Source organism: Devosia yakushimensis (genome assembly GCF_030159855.1).
GTDB lineage: Bacteria > Pseudomonadota > Alphaproteobacteria > Rhizobiales > Devosiaceae > Devosia > Devosia yakushimensis.
In genome coordinates this window covers 304,795-328,971 of record NZ_BSNG01000003.1, presented here as the reverse complement: position 1 = coordinate 328,971, position 24,177 = coordinate 304,795, and the positions used below count along the sequence as shown (strand labels likewise).

The 24,177-nt window shown below is 59.4% G+C and carries 21 protein-coding genes and 1 pseudogene; 15 read left to right on the top strand and 7 right to left on the bottom strand.

The window, feature by feature from the left end:
* The 7 genes and pseudogenes from QQL79_RS20045 (at window position 1) to QQL79_RS20015 (ending at window position 6,765) form a co-directional block, all read left to right on the top strand.
* Window positions 1–1,686 (top strand): IclR family transcriptional regulator domain-containing protein, encoded by a 1,686-nt coding sequence (locus QQL79_RS20045; RefSeq protein ID WP_284393862.1) that lies wholly within the window; start codon window positions 1–3, stop codon window positions 1,684–1,686.
* Window positions 1,686–2,789: a mandelate racemase/muconate lactonizing enzyme family protein gene (locus QQL79_RS20040; protein ID WP_284393861.1), complete on the top strand. Its 1,104-nt coding sequence runs from the start codon at window positions 1,686–1,688 to the stop codon at window positions 2,787–2,789. Before QQL79_RS20045 ends, QQL79_RS20040 begins: the two co-directional genes overlap by 1 nt.
* Window positions 2,790–2,969: 180 nt before the next feature.
* Complete coding sequence (locus QQL79_RS20035) at window positions 2,970–3,701, top strand: ribonuclease activity regulator RraA (protein ID WP_284393860.1); 732 nt, start codon at window positions 2,970–2,972, stop codon at window positions 3,699–3,701.
* Between the two features lie 4 nt (window positions 3,702–3,705).
* Entirely contained in the window at window positions 3,706–4,173 is a 468-nt protein-coding gene (locus QQL79_RS20030) for a nuclear transport factor 2 family protein (RefSeq protein WP_284393859.1), read from the top strand.
* A 24-nt stretch (window positions 4,174–4,197) separates the two neighbouring features.
* On the top strand, window positions 4,198–4,989 hold the full coding sequence (locus tag QQL79_RS20025; protein ID WP_284393858.1) for a shikimate dehydrogenase family protein: 792 nt from the start codon (window positions 4,198–4,200) through the stop codon (window positions 4,987–4,989).
* A 45-nt stretch (window positions 4,990–5,034) separates the two neighbouring features.
* Window positions 5,035–5,328: a YciI family protein gene (locus QQL79_RS20020; protein WP_284393856.1), complete on the top strand. Its 294-nt coding sequence runs from the start codon at window positions 5,035–5,037 to the stop codon at window positions 5,326–5,328.
* Between the two features lie 2 nt (window positions 5,329–5,330).
* Window positions 5,331–6,765, top strand: a pseudogene (locus QQL79_RS20015) (aldehyde dehydrogenase family protein).
* A gap of 112 nt (window positions 6,766–6,877) precedes the next feature.
* On the opposite strand, the gene QQL79_RS20010 reads toward QQL79_RS20015, so the two are convergent.
* Window positions 6,878–7,633: an amino acid ABC transporter ATP-binding protein gene (locus QQL79_RS20010; protein WP_284393855.1), complete on the bottom strand. Its 756-nt coding sequence runs from the start codon at window positions 7,631–7,633 to the stop codon at window positions 6,878–6,880.
* A 189-nt stretch (window positions 7,634–7,822) separates the two neighbouring features.
* Here QQL79_RS20010 and QQL79_RS20005 point away from each other — a divergent pair, with 189 nt between their 5' ends.
* From QQL79_RS20005 to QQL79_RS19985, 5 genes are all read left to right on the top strand, one after another.
* Complete coding sequence (locus QQL79_RS20005; protein WP_284393854.1) at window positions 7,823–8,491, top strand: amino acid ABC transporter permease; 669 nt, start codon at window positions 7,823–7,825, stop codon at window positions 8,489–8,491.
* 3 nt (window positions 8,492–8,494) lie between these two features.
* Window positions 8,495–9,160: an amino acid ABC transporter permease gene (locus QQL79_RS20000; RefSeq protein WP_284393853.1), complete on the top strand. Its 666-nt coding sequence runs from the start codon at window positions 8,495–8,497 to the stop codon at window positions 9,158–9,160.
* A gap of 126 nt (window positions 9,161–9,286) precedes the next feature.
* Complete coding sequence (locus tag QQL79_RS19995; protein WP_284393852.1) at window positions 9,287–10,090, top strand: transporter substrate-binding domain-containing protein; 804 nt, start codon at window positions 9,287–9,289, stop codon at window positions 10,088–10,090.
* A gap of 61 nt (window positions 10,091–10,151) precedes the next feature.
* Window positions 10,152–11,060, top strand: coding sequence for a PfkB family carbohydrate kinase (locus QQL79_RS19990; RefSeq protein ID WP_284393851.1), 909 nt, complete (start codon window positions 10,152–10,154; stop codon window positions 11,058–11,060).
* The gene (locus QQL79_RS19985; protein WP_284393850.1) at window positions 11,060–12,088 is read left to right on the top strand and encodes a tagatose 1,6-diphosphate aldolase; all 1,029 of its coding nucleotides are present in this window, start codon (window positions 11,060–11,062) and stop codon (window positions 12,086–12,088) included. Before QQL79_RS19990 ends, QQL79_RS19985 begins: the two co-directional genes overlap by 1 nt.
* Before the next feature lie 405 nt (window positions 12,089–12,493).
* On the opposite strand, the gene QQL79_RS19980 is transcribed toward QQL79_RS19985, so the two are convergent.
* The 6 genes from QQL79_RS19980 to QQL79_RS19955 are packed head-to-tail and all read right to left on the bottom strand — an operon-like array spanning window position 12,494 to window position 20,695.
* On the bottom strand, window positions 12,494–13,363 hold the full coding sequence (locus tag QQL79_RS19980) for a sugar phosphate isomerase/epimerase family protein (RefSeq protein WP_284393849.1): 870 nt from the start codon (window positions 13,361–13,363) through the stop codon (window positions 12,494–12,496).
* A gap of 42 nt (window positions 13,364–13,405) precedes the next feature.
* Window positions 13,406–14,767, bottom strand: a complete 1,362-nt coding sequence (locus QQL79_RS19975) for a M24 family metallopeptidase (protein ID WP_284393848.1) — start codon at window positions 14,765–14,767, stop codon at window positions 13,406–13,408.
* Window positions 14,764–16,812 carry a GMC oxidoreductase gene (locus tag QQL79_RS19970; protein WP_284393847.1) on the bottom strand — a complete coding sequence of 683 codons (2,049 nt, stop codon included), beginning with the start codon at window positions 16,810–16,812 and terminating at the stop codon, window positions 14,764–14,766. Before QQL79_RS19970 ends, QQL79_RS19975 begins: the two co-directional genes overlap by 4 nt.
* A 34-nt stretch (window positions 16,813–16,846) precedes the next feature.
* A complete protein-coding gene (locus QQL79_RS19965; RefSeq protein WP_284393846.1) occupies window positions 16,847–17,932 on the bottom strand; it encodes an ABC transporter ATP-binding protein in 1,086 nt (361 codons plus the stop codon).
* A gap of 22 nt (window positions 17,933–17,954) precedes the next feature.
* Entirely contained in the window at window positions 17,955–19,448 is a 1,494-nt protein-coding gene (locus QQL79_RS19960) for a M81 family metallopeptidase (RefSeq protein WP_284393845.1), read from the bottom strand.
* A 26-nt stretch (window positions 19,449–19,474) separates the two neighbouring features.
* The gene (locus QQL79_RS19955) at window positions 19,475–20,695 is read right to left on the bottom strand and encodes an ROK family transcriptional regulator (protein WP_284393844.1); all 1,221 of its coding nucleotides are present in this window, start codon (window positions 20,693–20,695) and stop codon (window positions 19,475–19,477) included.
* A 206-nt stretch (window positions 20,696–20,901) separates the two neighbouring features.
* Between QQL79_RS19955 and QQL79_RS19950 the strand changes: the two genes are divergently transcribed.
* From QQL79_RS19950 to QQL79_RS19940, 3 genes are all read left to right on the top strand, one after another.
* Complete coding sequence (locus QQL79_RS19950) at window positions 20,902–22,170, top strand: ABC transporter substrate-binding protein (protein ID WP_284393843.1); 1,269 nt, start codon at window positions 20,902–20,904, stop codon at window positions 22,168–22,170.
* Between the two features lie 76 nt (window positions 22,171–22,246).
* Window positions 22,247–23,152 (top strand): carbohydrate ABC transporter permease, encoded by a 906-nt coding sequence (locus QQL79_RS19945; protein WP_284393842.1) that lies wholly within the window; start codon window positions 22,247–22,249, stop codon window positions 23,150–23,152.
* The gene (locus tag QQL79_RS19940; RefSeq protein WP_284393841.1) at window positions 23,152–23,976 is read left to right on the top strand and encodes a carbohydrate ABC transporter permease; all 825 of its coding nucleotides are present in this window, start codon (window positions 23,152–23,154) and stop codon (window positions 23,974–23,976) included. Before QQL79_RS19945 ends, QQL79_RS19940 begins: the two co-directional genes overlap by 1 nt.
* Window positions 23,977–24,177 lie beyond the last annotated feature (201 nt).

Genomic DNA, 24,177 nt, shown 5'->3' with positions numbered 1-24,177 from the left:
ATGGCCAAGCTTCGGGATGAGGCCCTGGACTGGGAAGAAGACGAGCAGCCACAAAGCAATGTGAAGGGCGCAGCCCTGATCGGCAAAGCCACTGAGGTCCTAACACGTATCGGTAGCGCCCCTGGCAAGATCGGGTTTGCAGAACTGTCCGCTGCCACGGGCATCGCGCGCGCCACGCTCTACCGCATCCTGTCTGCTTTGACCTCGCGTGGGCTGATCCGGGTGGATCCGGTCACCCAAAATTACACCCTGGGTTTTCAGTTTCTCGAACTGGCGCAGAATGTCTGGTCGTCTGCCGACCTCGCCTCGGTCGCCTCAGCCGAGCTGCGCCGGCTGCGCGACATGACCGGAGAGACTGCCTATCTCGCCGTGCAGGAAAAGCGCCATGTTCTTGCATTAGGCCGGTTTGAAGGCGCACATTCGCGCCGCTCCAACGCCAAATTGGGTGCCCTGAAGCCCATGCATTGCACCAGCCAGGGTAAGGCGATCCTTTCCGCCCTCAGCGAGGCGCAGGTAGACGCCATCCTGAGTGACGGCATGGAGAGGTTTACTGAACATACCATCGTGGACGCGGCCAGCCTTAAGACGCAGCTGCAGATCATCCGGGCGCGCGGCTATGCCACCGACGATGAAGAGATTGTCATGGGAACGCGATGCGTTGGTGCCGCGGTCAGGGACCGTTCGGGCAGACCAATCGCTGCCATCAGCGTTGCCGGGCCCACCTATCGCATGACGGTGGAGCGTGCCGAGCAGCTCGGGCGTGAAATCGCCGAAGCTGCGCAACGCATATCGGACCAGCTGGCGCCGTACCTCTTCGAAACGAAAAACCGCCATCCCGATATCAGCCAGGCCAGCGAAACCTCGGGCTTTACGATTAGCTCTCCCTTTTGGGACGCCGAGCGCGGCTGGCTTTGCTGGTTGGACCGTCTGGCCCCATCGGTGCATGGCTTGCGCAGCGCTGATGATGTGTTCAGTCTCGATGCTTTGGGAGAGAGCCTGGTGGGCGCATTGCCTCATCAGGATGGCATGATCATCGCTAGCGCGAACCGCATAGGGCTCCTGCAACGCGACGGGAGCTATGACTTGCGTCCAGTGGAACAAGGCCTGGCCGTAACGACCATCCTGGGCATGCCGGACGGCACCCTGTGGGCGGCGACAACGCGCGATGGTGAAGATGGCACCTCTATCGGGCCGATGAATGTTGCGGATGGCACGGTGCAGTCTGTGTTCGAATTGCCCGAGCCGGTTTCTGCACTCGCCATCAGCCGTGACGGTCAGAATGTTTATGCGGCGCTGCCGGGCAAGAGCGCCATCTACCAGCTCAGCCTGCACGATCGCCGCAAACGGATTTTCGCTGATCTGCCGAAAGCTGCTGGCACGCCGGCGGCGCTGGCAATTGACAATGAAGATTGCATATGGGCCGCGATGGCGGATGGCTGGAGCGTCATACGGCTCAATCACCACGGCGATTTCGACCGTACCATTGCCGTACCGGTTCCGGCGCCCACCGGACTGTGTTTCGGGGGGGCGCGCAATGACAGGCTGTTCGTGACCAGCGCCAGGCTCGGTCTGTCGCGAGAGGCATTGATGCATTCGCCGCTTTCCGGACACGTGCTCGAATTGGAGCCAGGCCAGATCGGCGGCCCGTCACCCGTCACCACGATTACACCAAGCGAGACGCCCTGATGTCCGAAGTCGCGCCGATCCGTTCGCTGGATACCTTTTTTGTTTCCATTCCCTTTGTGGATGACGGGAGCGGAACAGGGGCAACGCCGTCGCGCTGGCACACGCTGGACATGGTCTTAATCCGCATCGAGGATGAGGCGGGCAATGTTGGCTGGGGCGACGCCTTTGCCTATTTCTGCACGCGCGCTACGCATGCGGCGGTCACTGACATGATCGCCCCCAGCGTGATCGGGCAGGTGATCGACGACATCCCGGCTTGGAACGTGGCGACACAGAAGAAACTACATCTCTTTGGCCGCTACGGCATCACTACGTTTGCTCTGTCGGGCGTCGATATCGCGCTTTGGGACCTTCGGGCTAAACGCGAGAAACAGAGTCTGGCTGCGGCCGTGCAGGAAAAAGTCGTAGAGGCGCGCGCTATCAACGCTTATGCGAGTCTTGTGCGCTATGGCGATCTCAAGATCGTGCGGCAGCAGTGCGAGCGTGCCATGGAGCTGGGTTTCCACCACATCAAGCTGCACGAAGTCGACCCCGTGATTATCGCCGCCGCTCGCGACGTCATTGGTCCCGAGGCTGTCTTGATGGTCGACGCCAATTGCGCCTGGACGGTCGAGGAGGCGGTCGCCCAAATACCGTCGTTTAAGCGCAGCAATGTGCTTTGGATCGAAGAGCCCATCTTTCCGCCCGACGATTATGAGGGGCACAAACGCATTGAAGCTGCCGGTATGGCAGTAGGCGCTGGCGAAAACGCTTGCACAGCGTTCGATTTCCGCCGCCTGAGTGGGGCCTTGAAATACCCGCAACCCAGCATGACCAAAGTCGGTGGCGTGTCTGAGTTTGCCACCGTGTGCCGGGATGCCGCAAGCTTGGGCAAGACCGTCATGCCGCATACGCCCTATTTTGGACCGGGCTTCTTCGCCACCTTGGCAATGGCGCCGCTCCTGCCGGAAGACAGCCTTCTCGAATATCTCTTCGTCGAGCCGCAGGGATGGCTGCAGCAGACCCCACCATTGCGGGACGGCAAGATGATCATCGGTCCTGGTAGCGGCATTGGCTTTGCTCCCGATGAGGCTGTGTTGTCCCGTTTCGCTGCAGGCGCATAATCTTACCATGTGAGATGTGGTCCGGCTGGGTCAGGTCTCAGCACTTTCTTCACCCGGTGAATTCTTCCAAAGTCATGTTGCATCCTGTGAGCGATCGCAAAGCGGGCAGGGGCAAAAACCGGCGGTTTGATAGCGGGCGTGACGTGTCGGTCCCGAGTGCGCCCTGACCTGGAATTGCAAATGAGCGATATCGTCATCACCCAGGATATCCTGGACAAGCTGAAGCAGGCCAGTACGGCCACTCTGACTACCCAGTTGTTCAAGCACGGCTTTCGACAGCAATTCCTTGTGGGTCTGAACGCACTCAACAAGGATGCAGGCAGCTTTGCGGGCGAAGCCTTCACACTTCGCTTCATCCCTTCCCGGGAGGACAAGGATTGGGACCTGGGCGATCTGGCAAAACGCGGCGACGACAACCTGCAATGGGAAGCTGTGGAAGCGATCGAGCCTGGCAAGGTCCTCATCATCGACAGCCGTAGCGATCCTCGCGCGGCTTCGGCCGGCAATATGCTAATGACCCGGCTGATGCGCAAAGGTGTGGTGGCGGCCATTACCGATGGCGCTTTCCGCGATGGTACCGAAATCTCGCGCATGAGTTTCCCGGCCTATTGCGCAGCCAATACCGCGTCCACGCGACCCGCCTTCCACCGCGCCATCGATATGCAGCGGCCGATCGGTTGCGCGGGCGTTGCGGTCTATCCGGGTGACATTATCGTCGGCGATGCTGACGGGGTGGTGGTCATTCCGCGTCATCTGGCTCCGGTACTGGCCGATGCAGCATATGAGCAGGAAATGCGTGAGCGCTTCCTATTCACCAAGATCGATGCCGGACAGCCGCTCTGGGGGACCTATCCCCCAAATGAACAGACACTGGCCGAATACGCGTCCTGGCGCGCTGAGCAGGGGAAATAGGCCCGTGACCGATCTATCCCAGAAGGCCGAGGCGCTGATCCGTCGCTATTTTGCGGCCTGTAATGCGGCCGATCATGCTGAACTGGTCGCCTGCTTTACCCCGGATGCCGTACATTATTTCCCGCCGGGCCTGCCCGGCGCTCCCTGGCGTGGCGCCAAGGCGATTGCTGATGGCTGGGTGTGGTGCGTCAAGACGCTGGGTTCGCAATGGACGATCGAAAAGGTCCTGGCGGGCGCCGACGGCAAGGAAGCCGTGATCGAGTGGACGCATTGGAAAACCGCCGTAGGTGAAGCTCTACGTGGTGACGAGTGGTACATCTTCGACGACAAGATTGATCGCATCGTTGAGATCCGCGCTTACTACGCGTCGCCTGTCGACAAATCCCAGCCCATCAACAAGCTACACGACTTCGACTATGCCGGCCGCGGCTTTGCCATGGCACCGCAGTCCGAGCCGCCAAAGATCGACTGAACACTCCAAAGATGGGCACGCAACGTGACTGCACTCACCGGTAAAACTCGCATCAATCTGCTCATTGGGTCGCCGATCGCGCAGGTGCTTGCACCTGGCTGGCTGACAGATCGCATGCAAAAGGCTGGCCATGACGGTCTGCTGGTGCCTATCCAGATCCTCCCCGACCGTCTGGACGTGGCGCTCCCAGAACTGATGGCCATGCCCAATGTGGATTCCATCTTGGTGACGCTGCCGCACAAGTTCGGCGCCTCCCGACACTGCTCAGAGCTCTCGCCACGTGCGACAATTCTGGGAGCGATCAATGCCATGCGTCGGGCGCCCAATGGCCACTGGCATGGTGACAATTTCGATGGCGCCGGGATGTTGCAGGGTCTGCAGAATGCCGGCCACGATGTGGTGGGCAAGTCGGTCTACGTCGCAGGCGCCGGTGGCGCCGGTTCGTCCATTGCGGTGTCGGTTCTGGAAGCAGGGGCCACCCGCATTGCCTTGCACGATCCCGACGCGACGAAGGAAGGTGCGTTGCTCGACCTGTTGGAACGCAATTATCCAGGGCGAGCAAGTAAGGGCACAGGTGACGTCACCGGTTTCGACGTGGTCATCAATGCGAGCTATGCTGGGTTTAAGGCAACCGACCCCCTGCCTGTCGATGTCTCTGGTCTGGTCCCTGCAACCGTCGTCGCCGATGTGATTACCGACCCTGTGCCGACCAGGCTGCTCGTCGAGGCTGGTGCGCGTGGATGCGCAACACGTGATGGCACCCATATGCTCGAGGGGCAGATGCAGCTGCTCTACGACTTCATGACGAAGCGATAAACCGCACCCTTTATCTCCATCTTTAGAACCCTGGCGGAGCTTGCCATGTATTTCACCATTATTGCGCGCGACAGCACGCAGCCCGGCAGCCTGGAAAAGCGCCTCGCCAATCGCGATTCCCATCTCGAAAAGATCCACGCCATGAAGGCCGAAGGTACTATCGTCGATGGCGGCGCCATGCTGGACGACGCCGGCAATATGGTGGGATCGATAGTTCTTTGCGAATTCCCAGATCGGGCCGGACTTGATGCCTACCTTGCCGAAGAGGTCTATGCCACCCAAGGCGTATGGGGTGACATTGAGATTGTACCCTTCCGTCGCGTGGCTTGGAGAAGCTGACCATGGCTGAACTACACAAGAACCTCATCGACGGGGAATGGGTGGGCTCGGATGGGGTGGAGAATATCAACCCGTCCAATACGTCCGAGGTCGTCGGCCTCTATGCCCGCGCCACAGCTGAAGAAACAAAGCAGGCCATCGCTGCTGCCAAGGCGGCGTTTCCGGCTTGGTCGCGCTCGGGCATTCTCGAACGCCATGCGATCCTCTCCAAGGCCAGCCAGGAAATCCTGGCCCGCAAGGCCGAGCTGGGTGAACTGCTCTCGCGCGAAGAGGGCAAGACGCTGCCGGAAGGCATTGGCGAAGTGACCCGCGCCGCGCAGATTTTCGACTTCTTCGCTGGTGCTGCGCCTGGCCGGCGAAGTGCTGCCGTCGGTGCGTCCAGGCGTCGGTGTCGAGATCACCCGCGAGCCGATCGGCGTCATCGGCATCATCACGCCGTGGAATTTCCCGATCGCCATCCCGACCTGGAAGATTGCCCCGGCTCTGGCCTATGGCAATACCGTGGTCATCAAGCCGGCTGATCTGGTTCCGGGCTCCACCTGGGCTATCGTCGACATTCTCGTGCGGGCCGGCCTGCCCAAGGGCGTGCTTAACCTTGTCATGGGCAAGGGTTCGGTCGTTGGCCAGACCATGCTCGAGAGCAAGGATGTGCATGCCATTTCCTTTACCGGCTCGGTGGGCACCGGCAAGCGCGTGGCTGCCGCCTCCATCGAGGTTGGCCGCAAGTTCCAGCTCGAAATGGGCGGCAAGAACCCGACCATCGTTCTAGATGACGCCGATCTCAAGGTCGCCGTCGAATCCGTTGCCCAGTCGGCCTTCTTCTCGACTGGTCAGCGCTGCACGGCCTGGAGCCGCGTCATCGTCACCGAAGGCATCCACGACGCCTTCGTCGAAGCCCTGGCCGAGCGTACGCGCAACCTGCGCGTCGGCGATGCGCTGGACAAGAACACGGAAATCGGCCCTGTGGTCGATCCGAGCCAGCTCAAGCAGGACACCGATTATATCGAGATCGGCAAGGCCGAAGGCGCCAAGCTGGTCGCCGGTGGCGAACGCGTCAAGGCCGGCACGGAAGGCTACTTCCTGCAGCCGACGCTCTTCACCGAAGCGACCAACCAGATGCGCATTTCGCGCGAAGAGATCTTTGGCCCCGTCGCTTCGGTCATCCGCGTCAAGGACTATGAAGAAGCCCTGGCAAAGGCGAATGACACCGAATTCGGTCTCTCGGCCGGCATCGTCACCACGTCGCTCAAGTATGCCACCCACTTCAAGCGCAATGCAGAAGCCGGCATGGTCATGGTCAACGTCCCGACGGCCGGCGTCGTCTTCCACGTCCCCTTCGGCGGCCGCAAGGGCTCGTCCTACGGCCCGCGCGAGCAGGGCAAGTATGCAGCAGAGTTCTTCACCGTGGTGAAGACGGCTTACACGGCTGCCGGCTAAGCGAAATTAGAATGGGCCCTCTGGCCGTTTGCTTTTGGACCGACTTGCGCGTGGTAGCGGATAATTAAGGCCGGTCTCAAACCGGCCTTTTTGCTTCTTCAGCTTTTGGAGGTTAGTGCAGCATCTGCGCCAAGAAGGTCTTTGCACGCTCGCTTTGCGGACTGTCGAAAAACTCCTTGGGCGGCGCCGTTTCGACAACGCGGCCCTTGTCCATGAACACGACGCGATCGGCGACGCTTCTGGCAAATCCCATCTCGTGGGTCACGCAGACCATTGTCGTTCCCTCTTTGGCGAGCTCGAGCATGGTATCGAGCACTTCCTTGACCATTTCGGGATCGAGGGCTGAGGTCGGTTCGTCGTAGAGCATGATGGCGGGCTTCATACAAAGCGCCCGCGCAATTGCGACACGCTGCTGCTGGCCACCCGAAAGTTGGCTTGGATATTTGTCGGCCTGCTCCGGAATGCGAACGCGCTCAAGATAGTGAAGGGCGAGATCCCGTGCTTCCTTTTGCGACGTGCCCTTCACCTTCCTCTGGGCAATCATGCAATTTTCCAGCACGGTCATATGAGGGAATAGGTTGAAGCTCTGGAAGACCATCCCAGTAGCTTTGCGAGCGGCATCGATCGATGCCCGGTCTTTGGTAACCTCTCGGCCCAGCACCATGAGCTTTCCGCCCTCATGCTGTTCAAGAGCGTTTATGCAACGGATCATGGTGCTCTTGCCCGATCCGGAAGGCCCGCACACAACGATCTTCTCACCTTGAGAAATGGTCAGTGAGACGCCGGTAAGGCTCTGGAACTGGCCATAGTATTTGTCCATCTGCTCAATCTCGACTGCTGGGACTGCCCCGGCATTCTGGGTCGACATGGCGGACCTCCTCACTTCGCGACACATTCAATGTCGCCAACTTATTGGATGCCATCAGGGGCGTCATCCAACTTGAAATGCAGCACGGCGTGATTGTCTCACGAAATGAGACGGCGGACTGGCTCGTCTCTCCAACCTCATTGACCCAATAGGCCGCCTGACAATACCGATACAAGGATTGGAGGAGCCATGAACGGTTTGGAATTCAGTGGCACGCTTTCGCGTATTGACCTGCTCATTGCTGGAGCCTGGACAACTGTCTGGATTTCCGGTGTCTCAATGGTGTTGGGTCTTCTGATCGGCTTGGCCTGCGCGGTTGCGATGGGTGTCAATCGTCCGGTCCGCCTGATCGTGCTGACCTATATCGAGATCATCCGCAACACGCCCTTCCTGGTGCAGTTGTTTGTCGTTTATTTTGGCTTGCCGAGCTTGGGCATCAGGCTGTCGCCGGTGACTTCCGCGATTATCGGTCTGAGCATCTATGGTGGTGCATACCTCGCGGAAATCATCCGCGCGGGCATCGATAATGTGCCACCTGGCCCCATTGAAGCGGCGCGAGCTCTGGGCATGCGCAGCACGACCATTTTCGGCAGTATCGTCTTGAAACCAGCGCTTGCGTCGATCTTCCCCGCGCTATCGGGTCAATTCGTCTTGCTGCTCCAATCGTCCAGCCTTTTGTCGGCGATCTCGGTGGCTGAACTGACGGGTGCCGGCAACGACATTCAAAGTCTGACAGTGCGCAATTTTGAGGCCTTCGTCTTCGTTGCAGGCTTCTATATTCTGCTGACCACCGGCTTCCGGCTGATTTTTGCAGGCATTGCACGCACGTCCTTCCGCTTCAAATATCTGGGGAGGTGAGCCATGTTCCAGCAGTTCACGTTCAACCACGTCCTGTTCCTGGCGCAATCCACGCTGGTTACGCTGCAATTGGTGGGGATCGCCCTAGCCGGCGGCGCCGTTGGCAGCGCCATCATCACAGCTATGCTGATCTCGCCCATTAGGCCGATCCGCTGGCTGGCAGAACTCTTTGTCTTCATCATCCAAGGCACGCCGATCATCGTGACCCTGTTCATGGCCTATTACGGTCTGCCGATGATGGGGCTCAACCTAGACCAGACGTGGTCGATGACCTTCGCCTTTGCCATTTTCACCAGCGCGTTCCTGGGTGAGATCTGGCGCAGTTCGCTTGCCGCTGTACCGAAGGGGCAGTGGGAAAGCGCGCATGCGCTTGGCTTGAGCTGGCGTACCACGATGGGAAGCATCATCGTCCCACAAGCAATGCGGATCGCAATCCCACCCAGCATAGGTTTCCTGGTGCAACTGGTGAAGGGCACCAGCGTGGTGTCTATCATCGGCATTGCCGAGCTCACGCGCGCTGCCCAGATCGTCAGCAATGCGACCTTTAAACCGCTACCCGTCTTCCTGACTGCGGCTGCCTTCTATTTCGCCATCAATTTTCCCCTGACCATGCTGAGCCGTCATCTCGAACGGCGCTTCAAGGTCGGTGGAATGGTAAAATCTCACTAAGTGGGACAGCCTAGCAGTCATCGCAATCAAACCGATGGCGTGATTGGGCGGACGGTGATTACCTAAAATCACAGTTGCAGTCGTCAAGTCAAAGCACACTAGACCAGCGACTGATTGGAGGAAACCATGAAACATCTCTCGACCGCTTTCGCCGCTGCCGGCGTCACGTTTGCTCTTGTCTCTGTTTACCCCGCGATGGCGCAGGGCGAGGCTTCGTCCCTCGATGCGATCATAGCTAAGGGCAAGCTCAGCGTTTGCACCTCGTTCTCGACGCCGCCCTATGGCATTACCGATGCCGACCTCAAGCCCGCCGGCTTCGACATTGCGGTGGCCAACCTTCTGGCACGCGACTTGGCGGTGGAACTCGAGCTGGTCGACGTGGCTTCGCAGGCCCGCATTCCGAGCCTCAACGGTGGCAATTGCGATGTGCTGATCTCGTCCTTCGGCGTTACGGCCGAGCGCGCCAAAACAGTCTGGTATTCGGTGCCGATTTACGTCGATACGCAGACTGTCATCGCACCGTCCAGCACTAATTTCTCATCCTACGAAGACCTGGTGGGCAAGAATATCGGAGTGACGCGCGGTTCGACCAACGACACGCTGCTGACCGAAAACGCCCTTCCGGGCACCAACATCATGCGCTTCGAGGACGCAGCGACCGGCAACCAGGCGCTGTTCTCCGGGCAGGTCGATGGCCTGGTTTCTGGTACGGCCGCTGCCTTCACCATCACCAAGGAAACCGATCAGTTCAAGCCGCAGTTCCCGATGCGCACCTCTCCCATGGGCGTCGGTATCCGTAAGGGCGAGACCGATCTGCTGCAGTGGGTGAATACCGAGATCATGCTGCTGTGGAATTCCGGCGAGCTGCAGGCTGCCCAGCAGGAATGGATCGGCACGGTCAACGAAGACCTCCACAACTACTGGTTCTGATCTCCTCCCAGGGTGGCCGATCCTCTCATCGGCCGCCCACCCCTATCTCAAGGATGCCTTCATGGTTGCCCGAATTAAAGTTGCGACATTGGGCAATGCCTTTCTCGATCGCATCCTCTACGTGCCCAACCTGCCGACCGAGCCGAGCAAGATGCGTGTCACCGGTCAATATGAGACGGGTGGCGGTATCGCGGCGACCGCAGCCGTAGCCTGCGCGCGCCTTGGCGCGGAGACCGTCTGTTACAGTCGCATTGGCTCCGACGCCGCTGGCAACGAGATCATCCGTCGCCTCGACGAGGCCGGCGTCCAGACAGACCAGGTCCATCAGTTCGAAAATGGCCGGAGCCCGCAAGGTACCATCATTGTCGAGCGGAGCGGCGAGCGCATGGGCTTTGGCTTCATGGGTGAGGGCTGGAGCGATGATGCAAGCTGGCTGGATTTTTCCCGGCTTGATGGCGTTGCAGCGGTCATGGCCGACTATAGCTGGTGGCAAGGCGCTTCGGCCATTTTCGCGGCCGCAGCGGATCGCGGCGCAAAGTCGGTGCTCGATGCCGACATCAACGACCTCGAAGCGGTGCAGCGCCTTCTGCCACTGGCCGATCATGTCGTCTTTTCCGAGCGATGCCTGGCGCAGCTAACGGGGCATGGCGAACACGCGCTTGGACTCAAGGCCATCGCCCGGCGTGCCAAAGGGCATGTCTCGGTGACGGCCGGAGAAGGCGGCTTCTACTGGCTCGATGCAGACACGGTTCGGCACATGCCGGCCTTTGCGATCAAGGCGCTCGATACCAACGGCGCCGGCGACGTCTTCCACGGCGCCTACACGGTCGCGGTGGCCGAAGGCCACAGCGTCGAACGGGCCGGGCGTTTCGCCAGCGCGGCGGCCGCACTCAAATGCGCGAGAGGCAGCGGCTGGGAAAGCATTGCCGATCGCTCTGAACTCGATCTCTTTCTAAACGGAGCACAATGATGAAAATTTCGCCCGGTAAGCTTTGGGGCCTGCGTCGCCTGTCAGACGACAATGGCCGGTTTAAGATGCTGGCGATGGACCAGACCGGCCCCATCGTCAACCCGATCAAGCAGAAGCGCGGCGTAGATGTTGCCGCATTCTCCGATATCTCGGCCGTCAAGGGCATGCTTGCCGAATATCTGGCGCCCCATACTTCTGCCGTTCTTGTTGACCCCCCGTTTGGCTATGCCAGCGCCGTCCACTCCATCCCGCCGCGCACCGGCCTGATCCTCGCCACCGAATGGGCGACCTGGGTTGTCACCGAGGGGGGCCGCAAGTCCTCCAATATCCCGCAATGGGATGCCGGCGAAATCCGCAAGATCGGCGCCGACGCCGTCAAGGTGAACCTCTGGTTCCGTTCCGATATCGACCCGGAAGTGCGCGCGCACCAGCTCGCATATCTTCAGTCGGTCAAGGATGCCTGCAAGGCCAATGACATCGTCTTCCTGCTCGAATTTTTGATCTACCCCTTCCCGCAGGAAGCCCCGAACGTCGTCGTGCAGAACCGCACTAAGATGGTTCTGGAAGCCCTGTCGGACCCCGACGTGATGAACCCCGATGGTGTTGACGTCTACAAGCTCGAAGCACCGATCCACGTGCACAACGTTCCCGATCCGGATGGTCCGGAAGCGGCCGGCGTGCAGAAGATCTTCGACCAGATGGCCAGCAATCTCAAGCGCCCATGGGTGCTGTTGAGCGCCGGCGCTGGCCCCGAAGACTTCCTCAAGAAGCTGGTCTACGCTTACCGCGCAGGCGCCAGCGGCTATCTGGCCGGTCGTGCTATCTGGGCGCAGGCTTTCGATCAGTTCCCGGACATGGGCGCTATGGAAGCCAAGCTCAAGAACGAGGCCGTGCCGTTCATGCACCGCGTTAACGAGCTGACCGAGCGCATGGCCCGTCCGTGGAACGAGCATCCGTCCTGGCAGGGTGCCGTCGAAATGGATCCTGCAGGTCCCGACTTCGCCAAGCTCTACGGCAAGGCCAAGTAAGCTTCGGGCGCCCCTGTTTGCAGGGGCGCCCACTTTGTCTGTGCGACACTGTCGCAGGCGACGGTCCGACGGCTCAGTCTACCTCACCGGCCGAGCGAACGAAGGTCAGCTTCTTCGGAACAAGTGCCTAAAACCCGCCAGTCCACTCTCCACCCCGTCGCTGCCGGTATCCTTGCGTCCACAGCAGCCGGTCAGATGCCGACCCCATTCCAGTCATTAGGTGGACTGTAGCGCTCTGCCAGAAGCGGACATTATGCTCGGCTGGTTTGGCGATAGTCTGGCTATGGCAGCTAGCCAAAAAACATCGGGACATATTGCGCATTCTGGGCGGAAACCCGGTTGGCCGCGGTCGGTTGATCCGCTGCAAGAGCGGGCTTCGGAGTCCTATTCCCACTTCGGCGCATCTCAAGGTGCAAGGTTGCTAAACTTTGACTTGAACCTCTCAAGGCTCAATCGAACCGACTCGAGCTCGGGAAGTTGGGTGTGGTCCTGTTCAAGAATGATGTACTCGGCATTGGGAAGCCTTGTGCCGGTATCGATGATCTCCTGGATCGGAAGAATTCCGGTGCCGATCTCGGTAAAGCAGAGCGGATCTTTGCGATCCTCGAATTCTCGCATTGTGATCTCCTCGGTTGGTGAGAAGACGCCGTCATAAAGGTTCAACGGCTGCGCGGTTTCGGCCGGAAAGTCCTTTTGATGGAGGAGCACTACCCGCTCGCCAAGCTGCTGCATCCAACGAACAGGATCTTGGCCAGCGCGGTACATCCAGTAGGTATCGATCTCGAAATAGACCAAACTCGGATCTGTATTTTCGATGATGTGCGAATAGACGAAGTCGCCATCGATGCGCTGAAATTCCTGGAAGTGGTTGTGATAATAGAACCGCATGCCGCGCTCGTGGGCCAGTTGGCCCACCTGGTTGAAAACGTCGCAACGACGCTTCACATGGTCGAGATCGTTTGGCGGGAAGAACTCGATGTCGCAGCCGAACTGGGCGTTCCCGAGGGTCGTCTGATAATCCAGAGCACGGGGCAGAATCGAGAGATCCAGCGGATTGATGTGACACCCGATCATGGATAGCCCGAGGTCATCGAGGCGCTGGCGAAGTTCTCGCGCGTCAACTCCGAAGCCAACGCCTGGATCCGTCTTAGCCTTATGATTGGCGGCCTCGATCCTCTTGAAGCCAGTCTCGGCAATCTTCTCGAGGGTTCCCCAGGGATCGGCCGCCAGTGCGTTCCGGACGGAATAAAGCTGCAAGCCGATACCTAGGGACATTTTGCGTTCCTCTTTGAAGGACTGTGATTGGGTGCGTGCCAATTAGCTGCGGACGATGACGTGATCGCTCTTGAGCCAAAGTGGCGGCAGGCAGAGCTGGATATTGGACAGCGGCAGCAGGTGATCGCCAAGGGTGACGCCGATGGTGTCGCGGATGAAGGCCTTGCGGGCCTGGATGCGAGACCACGTTTCGGGATGCTTCTCGGCCAATGATGCCCGCAGCGCCTCGTCGGCGATGGCAACGGCATCTTCGCAGTTCAGCGCCTTGCCGGCCGGCATCGGGGTCGGGATGACGTCGACCTGGAAGACCATGCCCGAGACGAGCTTTTCGGTGGAACCTGGACGAACCGGAGAGTGGCTCCATTCGTCATAGCTCACGAGGTGTCCTGGGTTCAGCGCCGATTTGAGGTTCGACTTCGCCAGGGTGTCGACGACAGCGGTGCGCAGGTCGCCACCGGTGACGCCGATATTGGCGGTTTCATACCAGGTGACCAAAGCGTCGAAATAACCGGCGGCGATCTTCACGAACGCATCGTCATTGTCATCAAGCTGGCCGGCGCGCGAGCTGAGGCCACCCCAATAGCCGACGGCCGTGGTGACGCCATCGCCCTTGTTGAGGATGCGGGAGCCAGCGCTGTTCAGACCATGGATGACATGCTTTGCGTCGCCCGAAGCGAACATGGAATGGGCGCTGAGGGGTTCGCCGGCATAAAGGAAATTGCCAGCAGCTTCGATCTCGCGCTGGCCGGGACGAGCCTTCGACAAGACGTTCCAGACAGAAGCCGAAGCGCGGGTCGATGCCCATTCGAATGCAGCGATCTGATCGACATCCACCACCGAGCGGGCACCCGTTGCCGGATGCATCAGCACCGCCGTTTCATCAGACAAACCGTCGAGACCACCGATAATCTTGGAGAGAATTACGATCATGTAGTGGGGAACGAGATAGCCCGGACGTTCATCGTTCCATTCCTCGGGCTCGAGGTATTTCCAGCCTACGATACCGACGGTGTCGCCTGGCTGAAGGCCGGCGTCACGAAGAACGGCTTCTAGACTTGGCTTGCGGGTGCGATCCTGGGACATGAGGCTCATTGACTGGCTCAGCATGACCTCGAGGTTCGGGAGCGGCGAAATCGCGGTGAAGCTCTCGGATTCATTACCGGTGATCACCACTCTCTTGCCATTTGGACCGAGCAAGAGAACGGCCTCTTCGAAGCGTGGGTCAAAACCGGAAAGGTGCAGAATGTTCGCGTTGTGCTCCCGATCGGCATAGACGAAGAGCCACGTCTTTCCTGCCTTGGCATAGGCAAAGTCACAGCGGGCAGCCAGCGTCGCAGCGGGGATTTGCGGGCGATCGAGAGGTACGCCGAAATCAGGGATGGAAACGCTTTGCAGGTGGCTCATGAGCTTCTCTCCAGGTCTGGCCGGTCTTCCAGCCGGTGTAAAAGGTGATCGGCGCAGCGGAAGGCGAGCGCCATGATGGTGAGAACGGGATTGAAGGCCCCGTTTGTGGGATGGAGCGAAGCGTCGGCGACGAATAGGTTTTCGTGCCCCCAAACGCGTCCATTGATGTCGGTGACCGAGTTTGTCGGTGCAGTACCCATTCGGCAGGTGCCAGCTTGATGCTGATATGCGGAGAGCCGTGGTTTGGGTGGATCCCCCCAGACGGCTTTTGCGCCCGCCGCCGCTAGCCACTCTTTCGCCCGCTCAAGCATTGCTGCTGCGGTGCGAATGGTCTCGGGATGCACAACGCCGGATAGCCGAGCGACCGGCCGCCCCCACTTGTCGGTGACGCTCGGATGAAGTTCCACCCTGCAATCGGGATTTGGAATCTCGTGCACCGGGCCCTTCACCTGGATCAGGCGGCGGAAGTTGGCGCGCATGAAGTCGTGCGGTGCTTGACCCCATCGCGGCATGCCTTCGGGGAGTGCGGCATCCCAGAAAATGATGGGGAGCATAACAAAGTCGTCCGCCAACATGGCACCGCCCACGATACCGGGCGTGCCATGAGCAAAATCCGTGGTCGCGATGGTGACGCCGGGCCCTTTTCGGGCATAGACCTCGTCGTCGAACAGACCGAAGGCTGTCGGGTAGGTGTGGCCCTGAAGGTTCCGACCCACGAGACCAGCATTGTTGCCCAAACCATCGGGCTCTTTCTCATTAGCGGACAGCAGAAGGAGTCGGGCACTCTCGATCGCCCCGGCAGAGAGCACGACGTCATTGGCCGTGACCTTAACGGAGTGGCGGCCGGCTGCTCCTTCCCAAATCAACGCGACCCCGGTGACGCGGCCCTCGAGATCCGTCTCGATACGATCGGCAACTGTTTCGGCCGCTACGATCAGCCGACCGCTGGCAATAGCCCTCCGGATCATGGTGTTTTGCGTGCCGTTCTTCGCATCGGTCGGACAAGGAAATCCCACACAACTGCCGCACTCGATACATGCACCCCGGCCATGATGGGGAACCGAATTCAGCAACAGAGGCGGCTGGGTCGTGCTGATGCCGAGTGCCATCGCTGCCTGCTGCAGAACATGAGCGGTTTCATATTGCGGCATAGGCGGCATCGGCAGATCTTCGCTGCGCTCCGGTTCATGGGGCAGGGAGCCCTCTGGTCCTGCGACGCCCAGCATCTGCTCAGCACGAGTGTACCAGGGCTCAAGCTCGGCGTAGCCGATCGGCCAATCGGTCAATGACGAGGCTTCGGGAATTCCATAGCGGCTCGCCATGCGGAAATCGTCGGGGTGGAAGCGCCAAGCTTGGCCGCCATAGACCAGGGTGCCGCTACCCACACAGGCCGAATTGCTGGAATAGGCGACTGTATGCGTCGCTACCTGATGTTCGGTCCCGTCGGACGTGACATGAACACGAGGCCCGTCGTCAGCATCTGGGCCAGTATTGTGTCCATAGAGCGGATAGCGGTGATTTCGCAGATGATCCCGGTGGCCACCGTGTTCATAGTCAAGCCAACGTCCGCGTTCTACCAACAGCACTCTCTTGCCGCCGAGCGCGAGTTCACTTGCGACTATGCCGCCACCTGCACCGGCCCCAATAACGATGGCGTCGAAGTGCTGGCTGAAGTCGGGTTTTGGACGGGGCGCAGCAGCGGAAGCCGGAGGGCCCTCTGGGCCTTCCGGAAGGCCATGCTCGTATCCGATCTCGCGCCAAGAAATTGCATTCGGATTTCCGCCATTGCCGGGATCAGCGTAGATCGCCTCGGCCACCCAGTGCGCTAGCGTTTCAAACCATGGAGTCTGCTCGTGTTCGGCCAGTCGTCCATCGAGCTCAGCGTCGGTGGCTGCGACAAAGTCTACGTCGGCGCAAAGGGAGTGGAAGCCAGACCGAATGGCCTCGGCGGTATCGGGCTCGACCTCCATGCGCCTGGAGACGTATGCGGGCACACCCATAGCCATGCTGCCGAGAACCGGATCAGGAGCGATCCGGTCGAGCATTCGTAAGAATGACTTCTCGGCCACCAACATGATTTCAGCCCAATACCTTGTCGTTTGACGGATCCAGGAGGTGCACCCGGTTCATGTCGACGCCTAGGTTCAACCGAGCGCCGCTACGCAGCGATGACTGAGGCAAGAGGCGCGCGACCGCCGCCTCGTCGCCCAGATCGAAGTGAACGAGCGTTTCCATCCCCAAGGGCTCCACCAATCGCGCCGTGACGGAAAGCGACGCTCCAGTGGGTTCGAGATAGAAATGCTCAGGGCGAACGCCCAGCAGTGCCGGCTTACCGACGAGCTGGCTGAAAAGCGGTGTGCGCTCCGTCGGCACCTCAAGCGTCTGACCATCAGGCAAACGCACGGACAATTTGCCCTGGTTGCTTTCAACGACGGCGGTGAAGAAATTCATCCCGGGGGAGCCGATAAAGCCAGCAACGAACTTCGTCGCCGGGCGTAGATAGAGCTCTTCCGGCGGCGCGATTTGCTCGATCCGGCCCTTGTTCATGACCACAACGCGATCTGCGAGCGTCATCGCTTCAACCTGGTCGTGGGTCACGTAAATCGTCGTCGTCGGTACCTTCGCATGAAGTGCCTTGATTTCGGTGCGCATCTGCACGCGGAGCTTGGCGTCGAGATTCGACAGCGGTTCGTCGAAGAGAAAGACCGATGGATTCCGGATCAGCGCGCGTCCCATGGCCACACGCTGCCGCTGACCGCCGGAAAGCTGGCGCGGCTTGCGAGCGAGCAGTTGATCGAGTCCGAGGATGTCCGCGGTGCGCTTCAGCCTCTCAGCGATCTCGGCCTTGTCGACTTTCCGGAGCTTGAGCCCGAAGACGATGTTCTCGGCTACCGTCAGATGCGGATAGAGCGCATAGTTCTGAAAAACCATTGCGATGTCGCGCTCACCCGGCTGCAGGTCATTGACCCGCTTGCCATCGATACGAACCTCGCCGTCGGAGATCGTTTCAAGCCCAGCGACCATCCGCAAAGTCGTCGATTTGCCGCAGCCAGAGGGGCCAACGAGCACGATGAATTCGCCATCGGCGATCTCGAGATCGATGCCGTGGACAATCTGGGTACTATCATAGGCCTTGACGACCTTATCGAGGGATACGACAGCCATAGTGGCCTCCTGATCGTCTGAGTTACGAAGCGTCGCCGTAGGTGTTGCCTGCGGGCGCCCAGTCAAAATTCTTGTCGAGTGGCCAAGCAGGGCGGGACAACCGCTCCCAGGTCAGCCGCGAAAGATCGAGCTGGGACACGCCGTCGCTGAGGAGCAGAATGTGCCTGGCCGCAATGTCTTCGATGCGCGGGTGCAGGTAGCCCAACTTGACGACGTAAACCTTGTGAGCCAGCGGATCGATGCCCATCGATCGGAAGTGCTCGGGTGTCGTAATGCCGATGGGACGGGCATGGAAGGTGGCCACGACATTGCCGATCCGAACCTTCGCCCATGCTGCTTCGCGTGAGCGATAAGGCTGGAAGCCACTCAGATCCAGATATTCACCGCAGGCCTCAACCTTGACCTTCATTTTCTCGTCGGTGGTCGGACGCGACCAATGCTCGGCGCCAAGGGCGATTTCGACTTCAGCGCCGGCACCGGCTGCGTTGAGTTGAGCTACCGTTTCCGGTGCGGTAATGCCGGCGATGATGATGTCTTCGTTTGCACCGAGGCGAAGAGCCGATTGGAGCACATAGGTCAGTTCGCCGGCAGCGCCGGCGGTGGTGTTGTCGCCGGAATCCGACACGTATACGGGACGCTGTGGACTGTTGAGCGCGAGCTCTAGCCCTTCATCGACCTCGGCGGTTTCCATGCGGAGGATAAATTCCTCATGGGCAGCCCAGATGGCATGGGCAAGCTTCGTTGCTTGCTCCTGGGCCAGTTCCACGCTGTCCTCGCTCACGGCAAAGGCTGTGCACTTTGTCCAAGGGCGGTCGTTCCAGGCAAAGCCGACGAGGATGTTGGCTTCCATCATCCCGGGCACGCTGTCGTATTTTGGCAGACTTCCATAAAGGTGATTGGCCGGGGCCAGAGCCGTTACGGCGGTTTCGCCGGGTATGAGGATTGGCAGGCTGACTGCGACCTTCTTGGGCTTCAAACCCTTCCGGATGACCCGAATAAGCTGATCGGCGGCGCGATAGCCAGTTGATTTGTCGTCACGATGGGGGGCAGTTCGCAAGACGGAAAAAACGGTGCCAGCATCGAGCAATTCTGGCGTCATATCGCCATGAAGATCGAGCGATACGCCGATCGGCAGATCTGGGCCAACCTGCGCACGAATTGCCGAAACGAAATCCGAGTCCGCGTCTGCATCGAGCCCCTCAACTTCCAGGGCGCCATGGTTGACGATCAGAACACCATCGAGGTCCTGGGCTTCGGCCAGGAGCTTCAAGGTCTTTTGCTTGACCATTTCATACGCATCTGCGGTCATCATTCCGCCGGGCAAGGCGGTCGCCCAATAGAGGGGAACTGCCTCAATATCGGTCTCCTCGCCAATCCGTTGGAGCATGCCGCGAACCATCCACAGATCTCCGTCGCGCATTTGCTGAGCGTCGTAGAGCTGGAGTGCGTCAACGCCGGTTATGGCCGGCGACGACAACATGATTTCGATGGAGAGGCCTACGATTGCGAGACGCATGAGGATGCTTTCTGGAGACAAAATGGTCAGGGAAGGACGTGGGAGGTTTGGATGTCGGTGACGCCATCCAAAGCCAGTGCCACGCCGCCTAGGCGGGGCCCCTCAAGGTTGGGGTCCGCGAACTTGACGATGCTGCGTGCGAACATCGCTGGGTGGGTGAGGCGTTGAAGCGCTCGATCAAGAGAACTTGTGAGGTAAGGAGCGGCAATGGCGATATCGCCGCCAAGCAGGACCACCGGTGGATTGAAAATGCTGATCAGGCTCGAGACCGCCGAACCCAGGACGTCGCCAGCGTGATCGAGGACATTGAGGACAACCGAATTGCCGGCCTCAGCCATCTTCATGATCTCGTCGAAAGAGCGAGGGCGGACGCTACCAAGGCGGGCAATCTCCTCAATGAGCGAGGGTGCCGACAAATAAGCCGAAAGGCAGCCGGAGGCGCCACATGTGCAGAACCGACCTTGCGGTACGATCTTGATATGGCCCAGCTCCCCAGCCAAACCGCCTGCGCCCTGATAAATCGCGCCATCCAGAAATAGCCCGCCACCGACGCCAGATCCGGAGAACAGGTAGATGAAGTTCTCCATATCGATACACGCGCCGAACATCTGCTCGGCCATAGCGGCGGCCTTACCGTCGTTGCCGACATAGACTGGCGCCGCACATGCGCCTTTCAATCGGGAATAGATGTCCAAGTCACGCCAACCGAGTGCCGGCACGTGAATGAGCTGGCCCTCGGAGTTTAGAAGGCCGGGCAAGGAAACGCCGATACCAAGAACGCGCGCCTTGGAACCTGACTGTCCAACCACCTGGTCGACGCCATCGGCGATAAACTTCTCGACGCCTTCTGCGGCGCCGTCGAAGGGAAGCACCAGCTTAGCCGATACTGAACCATCAAGACCGCAAGCGACAAAGATGATCTCGGTCGCTTCCACCTCGACACCAACCAACATGCCGGAATTCGGAGAAATGATCAGGCCTTCCGAAGGCCTGCCTCGGCCCCGTTCGCCAGCTTTGACGTGGCGCTCCACAAGGCCACGCTCAGCGAAGCTGTTTACGATCGAGGAGACAGCGGATTTGTCGAACTTCGTGCGCTCGATGATCTCGCGCTGGGAGATGCCCGGTTCCAGGCGGATCCGATGAAAAATTGCACTGGCGTGGTAGCGCCGCAGAAACAGCCGATCCACTCCCGACCCCTTTTTATTCTGGCACAAAGAAAAATAACCAGAGGATTCTAGCTCGGTCAATACGGTGCGCCAGGCCGAAATTGGAAGATCGAACAAAAAAGGAAAAAAACCTAGTATTCTCGGCAGTTTGTGCGTGCATAAAAATATTGCACCCGAGTGTGACTGCCTAACCTGTTGACTTTTTTCGGCCCATGTCTCAGATTTTTTCTGGTGTGAAGATTATTCACGCGGTAGGGAAGGCCTTATGGCCGCAGAAGGTAGGGAACATGAAAAAATCAAACTGGTTGGCCGCCCTCGGCCTCGCGATGCTTGCGACGACCGCTGTCCAGGCCCAGGAAAATAACGAGATTTGGCACTATTATGCCGCCGGTTCCGAGCTCGCCGGCATGAATGCATTGATTGATGCGGCTAATTCCGCCACCGACCAATATGAGTTCTCCGGCGTCGTGATTCCGGGCAATGTGGTTGAACTGCGCCGCCAGCTGCAGACTGCTTTCCTTGGCGGCCGACCACCAGCGCTTTATCAGAGCTCGATGGCATTCGAGCTCAAGACCTTTGCAGACGGTGGCCAGCTCCACCCACTGACCGATGTTTGGGCAGCCATCGATGGCGACAAGATTTTCCCGGAAGGCGTGCAGCGCGTGGTCAAGGTGGAGGGCGTGCCCTTCGGCGTGCCGTTCGATCTCTCGCTGATCAACAACGTTTTTTACAACAAGGAAGCATTCGAAAAGGCCGGCATCGAAGTCCCGACAGACTGGGCGAGCTTTACCGCCGCTTGTGACGCACTGCGCACAGCTGGCTATGAACCGCTCGGCAATGCCGGTGGCACTTTCTGGAGCCTCTACAACTTCTACGCAGCCTTGGTTTCGGTGCTCGGCGAAGACGGATATTACAAGATGGCCAGCGGCGAACTCGGCTTCGACAGCCCTGAGTTCAGCGAGGCTCTCGATCTCTACCGCGACAGCATGGTCTCCTGCTACGCCAAGAACTGGAGCGGCAAGACCTGGACGCAGACAGCTGACGACCTCGTCAACGGCAATACCGGCATGTTCATGATGGGTATCTGGGCCGCCGGCTACATGGAAGGAGCTGGGTTCAAGGCCGGGGAAGGCTTCGACATGTTCCAGGCCCCCGGTACCGTCGGTAAGTCGATCTTCCAGATGGACGTTCTTGCCGTTCCTGAAGGTCCTGGCGTTGCCGCCGCTGACGAATTCATCAAGGCGGCGACCACCCCCGAAGGTCAGGCCGCTTTTGCAACCTTGAAGGGCTCGCTGGCGCCCAACATCAACGTTGATCCGGCCGTTTACGGATACGCCGGAGCGACCTTCACGCGCCAGTTCTCCGAGGCCTCGGCCAACAATGCGGTGCTGCCGAACCTCTTCTTCCTTCTCCCCACTGATCTTGGCACCGAATTCGGCGTTCAGATCGAGCGCTTTGCCATCGATCCGTCTGACGCCGTCAAGTCCGAGATGATCTCGACGCTGGAAGGTTTCCGCCAGGAAGCTCTGGCCGAGAACGCTTTCATCAAGTGGTGAACTGATCCTCCCGGAGGGGCGGCGCTTTCGGGCGTCGCCCCTCTTATTCCGCCTCAAGCGAGACGATAGCAATCCGATGGCCCAACCAAAAAGCCGCCTGACACGAACGGACTGGACCCACATTGCCTTCCTGGCGTTGCCGGCGATTCTGTTCGTCACTTTCTACATTTATCCGGTCATTTCCAGCATTAGCCTGTCGCTGCACGACTGGGATGGCTTCTCGCCTCGCATGCGCTTCATCGGCATAACCAATTACACAGTGCTGGCGGGCCAGCCGCGCTTTCTTCATGCGGTGTTCAACAACATCCTGTGGGTTGTGTTCATGCTGATCGTGCCCACCGGCATCGGTCTGCTCTTGGCGGCTATCCTCGATCGCGGCATCCGCGGCGAGAAAGCATTCCGCATCATTTTCTTTCTGCCGTTCACCATTCCCGCCGTAGCCGTCGCCGCCATCTGGCGCTGGATGTACGAACCCGACAACGGCCTGGTCACGACGGTTATGAACCTGCTGGGATTGGGGAGCTTCGCTCAAAACTGGCTCGGCGATCCATCGGTCGTGAACTTCTCGCTGATGGGCGCTGTCGCATGGTGGACAACGGGCTTTGCGTTTCTCGTATTTTTTGCTGGCCTCAGGAATATTCCCACCGAATGCGTCGAGGCGGCACGCATTGAGGGGGCGACACCTTGGCAGGTGTTTTGGAAAGTCAGTTTCCCGCTGCTCTGGCCATCGACGATCATTGTGCTCGGCATGGCTGCGATCGACGCCATGCGCCTGTTCGACGTCGTCTGGTCCATGACCAAAGGCGGACCTGCATACTCGTCAGAAGTGCTGGCGACGCAAATGTACGATTTGGCATTCGGACGTTTTGACATGGGCCGTGCATCGGCCGTCGCGGTCTATCTCTTCATCATCGCCGGCATCATCATCATGCCCTACATCGTCTACATGTCCCGGCGTGTTCAGGACAGCGAGGCAGAATAATGAGCTCCTCATCCATCGAACAACGCCAGACGATCCTCACGCGAACCGTGCTGATTGGCATGGCCGTCATCTTCATGGCGCCGCTTCTCATTGCATTCCTGACCTCGTTCAAAACGCCGTCGGAAATCACACGGGTCCTTTCCATCCCGAGCCAGCTCTATTGGGAAAATTATGCGATAGCGTTCCAGCGCGCCGGTCGAACCTTCCTCAATTCGATCCTGATCACGGTGCCCGCCGTCGTGCTGTCCCTTCTGATCGGTGCGATCGCTGGATATCCGCTGGCCTACATGCGAGGGTCCAGCGGAAAGGTGGTGTACTTCATCCTTCTGACCGGCATGCTGGTCCCTTTTCAGATCGTGCAAATCCCGCTGTTTTTCCTGATTCAGAAGATCGGTCTCTACGACACCATTCCGGGCATGTGGCTCGTCCACACTGCCTATGCGGTGCCGTTCTGCACCTTCTTCATGCGTAATTTCTTTGCCTCGGTACCCCGCTCAATGTACGAGGCCGCCCTCATCGATGGCTGCAGTCCTAATCTCTACTTTTGGAAGTTGCTGTTGCCTGCATCGGCTTCGGGCCTTGCTGCGCTGGCCATCATTCAAAGCCGGGCAATCTGGAACGATCTGCTTTTCGCAATTACGCTGACCACGAGTGACATTGCACGTCCAGCCACCGTTGCGATTTCAGGTTTTGCCAGTAGCCTGCAAGTTGAATACGGACCACTCATGGCTTCGACGGTTGTGTCGATCATTCCGGTAATGGCGGCCTACCTGCTATTCCAGAAATCCTTCGTTCGCGGACTGTTGGGTGGAGCCGGAAAATGACTCCAAAGCGTTTCTTCAGCGCATCGGGCGTGTTCATTGAACGCGGGAGGTGTGTATGCAAAGCCAGGTGAGGGGCGCATGGGCAAACCCGAAGGCTCCGCCGGATGAGAAGGACGCTACCGGTACCCGGAAACGACAATGGCGCGTCGCGTTCGATCGGTTGCAGCAACCAGGATTGATGTCGGCTCTATCAGGTCGCCT